The 7603-nt window shown below is 38.1% G+C and carries 4 protein-coding genes and 1 pseudogene; 1 reads left to right on the top strand and 4 read right to left on the bottom strand.

Going from position 1 to position 7603, the window contains the following annotated elements:
* Window positions 1-592: 592 nt before the first annotated feature.
* Together odhB and ACPYKA_RS02680 are read right to left on the bottom strand one after the other, a co-directional pair.
* Window positions 593-1846, bottom strand: a complete 1254-nt coding sequence (gene odhB / locus ACPYKA_RS02685; RefSeq protein WP_479540875.1) for a 2-oxoglutarate dehydrogenase complex dihydrolipoyllysine-residue succinyltransferase — start codon at window positions 1844-1846, stop codon at window positions 593-595.
* Window positions 1833-4685, bottom strand: a complete 2853-nt coding sequence (locus ACPYKA_RS02680) for a 2-oxoglutarate dehydrogenase E1 component (RefSeq protein ID WP_479540874.1) — start codon at window positions 4683-4685, stop codon at window positions 1833-1835. The genes odhB and ACPYKA_RS02680 overlap by 14 nt, the downstream gene beginning before the upstream one ends.
* A 297-nt stretch (window positions 4686-4982) precedes the next feature.
* On the opposite strand from ACPYKA_RS02680, the gene ACPYKA_RS02675 reads away from it, so the two are divergent.
* A complete protein-coding gene (locus tag ACPYKA_RS02675; RefSeq protein ID WP_479540873.1) occupies window positions 4983-5600 on the top strand; it encodes a YktB family protein in 618 nt (205 codons plus the stop codon).
* Between the two features lie 758 nt (window positions 5601-6358).
* Here ACPYKA_RS02675 and trmL read toward each other — a convergent pair.
* On the bottom strand, window positions 6359-6832 hold the full coding sequence (trmL, locus tag ACPYKA_RS02670) for a tRNA (uridine(34)/cytosine(34)/5-carboxymethylaminomethyluridine(34)-2'-O)-methyltransferase TrmL (RefSeq protein ID WP_479540872.1): 474 nt from the start codon (window positions 6830-6832) through the stop codon (window positions 6359-6361).
* Window positions 6833-6868: 36 nt separating this feature from the next.
* A pseudogene (locus ACPYKA_RS02665) lies at window positions 6869-7351 on the bottom strand (amidase domain-containing protein); the annotation flags it as partial.
* Between the last annotated feature and the right edge of the window lie 252 nt (window positions 7352-7603).

The following is a 7603-nucleotide window of genomic DNA, read 5'->3' as shown; positions in this document are numbered from 1 at the left end:
CGTTTTTGTTTCATCTATGTAATTCCTTTCCTAAAAACAATCCCACTTACAATCTTATTCCACTTTACATTATATATTACTTGGAATAAGAGTGAAAATAAAAGTACAAATTTTATATTTTAATCGTTAGTCACTAATTGAGCATTAGCAGATATAGTATGTGACCGTCGTGAAGGAAACATGATTTGAATGGGAACATAGTGATACGCTTTATGACTGTGATGAAGGAAATATAATTCGAACGGGAACATAGAGGGGCGCTTTGTGACCGTGGTGATGGAAAAATGCTCTGAACGGGCACATAGTGATGCGCTTTGTGACCATGATGGCGAAAATATTGGTCGAACGGGAACATAAAAAGGTGCTTTGTGACCGTGGTAATGGAAATATAATTCGAACGGACACATAGAGAGATTTTTAACATATGCATAAGAAGGATTCAAAAAATTATATTTATTGATTCGTGAACTGTGAACGACATCACCATTGACAAGGCAAGTTTCCAGTTCTAGGCAACGAACTGTTGTCCATTAAACCGATAAAAATCCCGCCGGAGACTCTAGTCTCTAGCGGGATTTCAATTTTAATATTATTATCCTTGTAACAATAAATCATATGGATCTTCAAGCATTTCTTTGATACGTACTAAGAACTGAACAGCTTCTTTACCGTCAACGATACGGTGGTCATAAGATAATGCTAGATACATCATTGGACGTACTTCAATTGTATCGTCTGGCATGACGACGGCACGTTTTACGATATTGTGCATACCGAGAATACCAACTTGTGGTGCGTTTAAGATTGGAGTTGATAACATTGATCCAAAAATACCACCATTTGTTATTGTAAATGATCCGCCTGATAAATCGTCTAAGCCAAGCTGGTTATCACGTGCTTTTGATCCTAAACGAACAATTTCACGCTCAATCCCTGCAAAGTCCAATTTATCCGCATCACGTACAACTGGCACCACTAATCCACCCGGAGCGGATACTGCAATACCGATGTCATAGTATTCTTTAATAATTAAGTTTGTTCCATCAATTTCTGCATTTAGTAATGGGAATTCCTTAAGTGCAGCAACACTTGCTTTTGTAAAGAATGACATGAAGCCTAATTTAATATCATTTTTAGCAACAAAGCTTTCTTGACGTTCTTTACGCATATTCATGACTGCGGTCATATCCACTTCGTTAAATGTTGTTAACATTGCAGAATTATGCTGTGCTTCAACTAAACGTTTAGCGATTGTCTGACGTCGACGCGACATTTTTTCAACTTTAACTGGCTTAGTGAATTCTTGTGTTGATGCAGCAGCTGGCGTTTGTTTTGCAGCCGGTGCTGGTGCTGATTGAGCCGCTTGATTTGCAGCTTCCACATCTTCAGGACGAATTCGACCAAGTGGATCTTGTGGTTTAACCTTCGTTAAATCAATGTTTAATTCACGAGCAAGTTTTCTTGCAGCTGGTGAAGCTACAACACCTGAATTATCTACAGTTTCTTCTGTGCTTGCAGCCGGAGTAGATGCTTCTTCTTGTTTAGGAGCTTCGGCTTTCGCTTCTTCTTTTGGTGCGTCAGCGGAAGGTTCACTTACTGCTCCAGCTTCTGCATTTTCGTCGACTTTTGCGATCGTATCACCTACGCTTACGTCGTCCCCTTCTTCAGCTAATACTTCTACAAGTACTCCCGCATAATCCGAGTTAACTTCAACATTTACTTTATCTGTTTCTAGCTCGACAACAGGATCACCTTTTTCAACTTTATCACCTGGTTTTACGAGCCATTCTGCAATTGTTCCTTCTGTTATAGATTCAGCTAGTTCTGGAATTTTAATTTCCTTCACTACTATTTCCTCCCTTTGCTGGATTAATCGCTTCTGTTACGACTTTGTTTTGAATAATTTTATGGATATTCGGCTCTCCTACTGATGTAGCAGCTCTTTCTGGACGACCAACATATCTAATTTTTTTGTCGTCTACTAGTTCACGTAAATACTCTAAAACAAAACGCCAACTTCCCATATTCTTAGGTTCTTCTTGTACCCAAACAACTTCTTCTAAATTAGGTAGTTGGGCTATTTCTTTTTTCAATTGTTCCATTGGGAATGGATATAATTGTTCAACCCTTAATGCACGCAACCAATCGAATTTCTCCTCCGAATTTGCAATTGCTTCTTCAATATCAACCATCACTTTACCAGAGCCAAGGAGAAGACGTTTTGCATTTTTCTTACTCACTCTTAAGTTAGGCTGATCGCGTAATGGTTCAAATTTACCCTCTGTAAATTCTTTTGCTTCAGATGCTACACGTTCATTACGTAATAAACTTTTCGGAGACATTACTACTAACGGTCTTGCTTCTTCACGTCCATGCATTTTTGCCTGTCTGCGTAATAAATGGAAAAATTGTGCAGATGATGTAACATTTGCAACGATCCAATTATTTTCTCCAGCCATTTGCAAGAAACGTTCTAATCTGGCACTAGAGTGCTCCGGACCTTGACCTTCATAACCATGTGGTAATAACATGACCATATTGGATTTATCGCCCCATTTTGCGCGAGCAGATGAAATAAATTGATCAAAAATTACTTGCGCAACATTCGCAAAATCACCGAACTGTGCTTCCCATATTACTAAAGTTTCTGGTGATTGCACACTATAACCATATTCAAAACCTAGCACAGCTGTCTCAGAAAGCGGGCTATTATGAATAGCAAATGACGCATTAGCATCTTCTAACCCGTGCATTGGGCAATATTTTTCACCTGTTTCTGTATCATATAAAACAAGATGTCTGTGAGCAAATGTTCCACGTTCAGAATCCTGCCCGGTGAGTCTTATCGGAGTACCATCTTTTAAAATTGATGCGTAAGCTAATGCTTCTCCTTCGCCCCACTCTGCTTTATGGCCTTCTTCAAGAATATTTTTACGACGTTTAAAAACTCTGTCTAGACGTTTAAACGCATTAAATCCTTCTGGACGTTTTAGTAGATCTTCATTTAGCTTTTTCAAATCTTCTAGAGGTACAGCAGTCTCATAATGGTCAATACTATTTGCTAGATAATCAGGCATTTTCACTTCAGAAATACCTGCAAGCGTATCTTCTTTCATTGCACTATAAATATCTTGCAACTCTTTCTGAACTTTCGCTTTCATTTCTTTTGCTTCATCTTCTGTTACAATGTTTTGTTCTTTTAAAACACTAGCAAAAATTTCTGTAACTGTTGGATGGTTATCAATTTCTTTATAAAGCTTCGGTTGTGTTGCTCTTGGCTCATCCATTTCGTTATGTCCGTAACGACGGTAACCGACAAGATCAAGTACAACATCTTTTTTAAATTCATGTGAATACTCATATGCTAATTGAATTGCACGTACGCACGCAATTGGATCATCAGCATTGACACGAATGATAGGAATTTCATAGCCTTTCGCAAGATCACTAGTATAACGAGTAGAACGACTCTCTTTTCGATCTGTTGTAAATCCAACTAGATTATTAGCAATAATATGAAGTGTTCCACCAACACGGTATCCTTCCAGACCACTTAAGTTCATTGTTTCAGGCACAATACCTTCCCCAATAAATGCCGCATCTCCATGAATAAGTACACTAATTGCTTTATCTAAATCTTGTTTCGGATAGCCTTTTTCTGTTCGTATATCTTGTGCAGCACGAGTAAAACCTGCAACAACAGGATTAACGAACTCTAAATGAGATGGGTTGTTCGCTAACTTAATTCTCGTTGATGCTTGGTCATTTTCTACAACACGGGTTGCACCAAAATGATACTTCACATCTCCTGTCCACCCATAGTTAATCCCCATCGAACCTTCAGAAGGAATTAATTCTTTATCAGGTGCATGGTGAAATTCTGAAAATATTCGATCGACAGGTTTTCCAAGAACATGTGCAAGCACACTTAAACGGCCCCTATGAGCCATTCCCATCATAATATTTTCAATTTTATCAGCATTTGCCGATTTAACAATTTGATCTAGCACAGGCACCATTGATTCTAAGCCTTCAATGGAAAATCGTTTTTGTCCAACAAAGGTTTTTTGCAAAAATTGTTCAAAACCTTCTATGTGTATTAATCTTTCTAGTAATTGTTTTTTCTCGGTATCAGAAAGTTCAAACTCGAAATTTCCTGAATCAATTCGATCTAAAAACCATTTTCTTTCTTCGTCACTATTGACATGATCAAATTCAAATGATATTTTACCAGTATATTTTTCACGTAAGAACTCTACTACATCATATCCTGTTTCTAGGTTTGCAGGCGCTTTATCCCAAAGCCATGAAGCAGGAATTGCTCGTAGGTCTTCATCAGTAATATTGTACGTTTCTGCATCTAACAAATTAGTCTTTTCATCCCAACCACCGACTGCATAAATATCAGCTTCCAGATGACCATATCGTCGGATTGCATCAAGGTACTTCATCGCAGCAGTAATTTTTCGCACATCATTTGTCGAAAACTCGCCACCTGTGTGCTGTCCGCTGTCAATATGATCCAACCATTTAGGGGCACCATGTTCATCAAATACTGCTTTTAAAGACGGATCAACTGCATTTGGATCCTCTTTATACAGATCGTATTGTTCTTCTACATATCCCATGTTTGGACCATAAAATTTTTGCCAAAACTTCTCCCTAGGTTCTGCACTCTGTGCCACGTCTTATACCCCCATTAGATATTGACTTTTCCGTAATTAATACGAAATTTACACTCTGTTCTCATTATAGAACTGTCGGATAACTTGAGCAACTAATAACCCCTAAATAAAGCGAAACAATCATGTATGCGCTATCTTTTGTTTGTGACTCAGTTTAATCGACCAAATTTATGTATATTTTCTCCATTTCATGTTACGCTATTAAAAAATTGGGCGTGCACTAGCTAGGGATTTTTTATTCTTCTTTGCTGCCAAGTAAAAATTACGTAGAAATGCTAAAGAGAGGAACATGTCGGAATGAATTTTAACGGTTTTAGTGAAGCCGATTTTAACATTTTCAATATCGAGGGCTTAATGCCTAGAAAGCGGGCAATTGAAGATAATATTCAGCCCAAATTTAGAGCAATTGGTGATGTTTTAACAGATGACTTATCCAGTATGATTGGTTCAGAAATGTATTTACATATTGCTAGACATGCGAGGCGAACGGTCAATCCTCCAGACGATACCTGGCTAGCGATTGCAGGAAATAAGCGCGGTTATAAAAAACACCCTCACTTTCAAGTCGGCCTTTGGGATGATCGTGTCTTTATTTGGCTGGCGTTCATTTATGAATTACCTGGTAAATCAGAAATAGCTAGTACTTTTTTACAACATATAAGCGAAATAGAGAAACTACGTGCAGATAATTATGTTATCTCACTGGATCATACGAAAAAAGATGCAACAGCGATTGAAAACATTGATTTAAAAAGTGCATTGGAACGATTTCGTGATGTGAAAAAAGCTGAATTTTTAATCGGAAAACAATTGTTTCCAAATAATCCGATTTTAAAAGACGGTGATGCATTTATTACATTTGCAAAACAAACGTATGAAAAACTTATCCCATTGTATCGGCTTAGCTATCAATAATTGACATTTTTATGGATAGACTATTGTTTGAGTTCACAAATGGGTGTTAAGGCGTTATAATTAGAGAAGATATTATTAATCGTTTTTAAGGAGGATTTAACATGAAACTTGCATTAATCATAGCTATTTCTATAGCATTCCTTACTTCTTGTTTAACATCGGCATACGAATCAAAACCAGGCGTACCAAAAAACAATCAATAAATAGAATCGTCATGTGACTTTGATTACATGACGATTTTTCATTTTCTAGGTCGGCGCCTTTGCTTTTGGAGTCTTTTCCCAAAGATTAATGCTTTCAGATTTACGTAGTTGAAGGAAACTGAGCAGTAAATTCGGATAGGAATTGACCTACCGCTACGGAAATACATTCCGCTTTCCGCAGGCGGCTGATGAGCCTTCCTTGTGCTGCGCACTGCGTTGTCTCACCTAGGCCTTTCCTCCTGCAGGAGTCTCCATGTATTTCCTCCGCTGGGATAGATTTATTGGACAAACGGCAATTCTTTAATTTGAGAATCATACTAGCGTAGGCAGAATACGAAGACTCCTACGGGAACAGCACGCGTCTGAAGACCCCGCAGCGGCGCTTTTTCCGCGAGGAGGCTGAAGCCGTGCCCGTGGAAAGCGTAGTATTCTGCCGAAGCGGTCGTTGTATTCAGTACTCTTGCAGAAGTTACTTAACAGTTTAGAGATATTCTTTCATAAACAGCTTTTGGGTTTACTCTTATCTGTCCTTGCAGTTTTATAAAACAACTTAACTTATGATAAGTTCGGAAAACCTTGCTGGCGTAACACTTCGTAAATTACGATGGCTGCTGTATTGGATAAGTTTAATGACCGCACTTTATCGGTCATATGAATTCTAAGGCAATGGTCTTCTTTTCCTTCAATCAGCGCTCTTGGAATTCCGTTTGTCTCCCGGCCAAAGACAAAAAATAATTCTTCATCCAAATCACTGTAATCAAAATCAGAATAATATTTTGTTCCAAAGTTTTCGATATAATAAAAAGTACCTTGCTTATGTTTTTCATATAATTCATCGATTGACTCATATTCATAAATCGTTACATTTTTCCAGTAATCCAGACCCGCTCTGCGAAGCATTTTATCATCCGTCGAAAAACCTAATGGGTGAATTAAATGTAATGACGTATTCGTTGCTAAGCATGTACGTGCTATATTTCCGGTATTTGCAGGTATTTCTGGTTGGTATAATACGATATTTAGGCCCATGTTTAAAACTCCTTACATATAATCTACCTTTTAATTTTAACCATTAATGCGAAAAAAAGCATACTTAATATTTGGAGTCCAAGCTGCGGAATCTATATACGTCCAGAATCTGTGCCTACTATTATCCGTATGAGCATTGACTAAAGGGTTCGCGGCTCTATCATAGGTGACAACAATTGTCGTATGATCCCATCTATTATCCCCCTGAAAATCATAACAAATGACATCGCCAGGATAAAGTTCTTCCGCACTTTCTACCTCTGTTGCTTGTATACTAGTCGCCTGAGTTTTTAAATACCAATAAAAAGAATGGGCAACTGACCAGCTAAAACTCCAATTGTTATTACGATACCACCAGCCTCGTTCCCGATTAGGTTCTCCCCACATTGGAGCTCCACCTGCAAGTAAGCACTGGGAAATATAGTTCGTGCAATCAACAGCAAACTGTGGAAAAGCCGGATTGTAATCATTCCACCACACTTCAGCATATTCAACCGCTTTTTGTCGGTCGTACATAAAACCGTTCACAGAATTCTCCTTTCAGAAAGTTAAGCGTCCAATTAAAACGCAAATGTTCTATTACTGTGATCAAGCAGTTTAGTTAACTGTGAGTGAATATGTTGAGTGGATCGTACTTCATGTGGAATCAAGAGTTAAGATGTAGAGTGGCTTACACAACATGTTGAATCGCCCCAAAACATGCGGAGTCACAAATAAACATGCGAAGTGGCTCATTATTGAAAAAAATTGCGTTTAAACATTGGATGTTTA

The sequence above is a fragment of the Pseudogracilibacillus amylolyticus (SeqCode) genome (assembly GCF_051918545.1).
GTDB lineage: Bacteria > Bacillota > Bacilli > Bacillales > Amphibacillaceae > Pseudogracilibacillus.
Note: the sequence above shows the minus strand (reverse complement) of the source record. Positions and strands in the feature narration are given on the sequence as shown.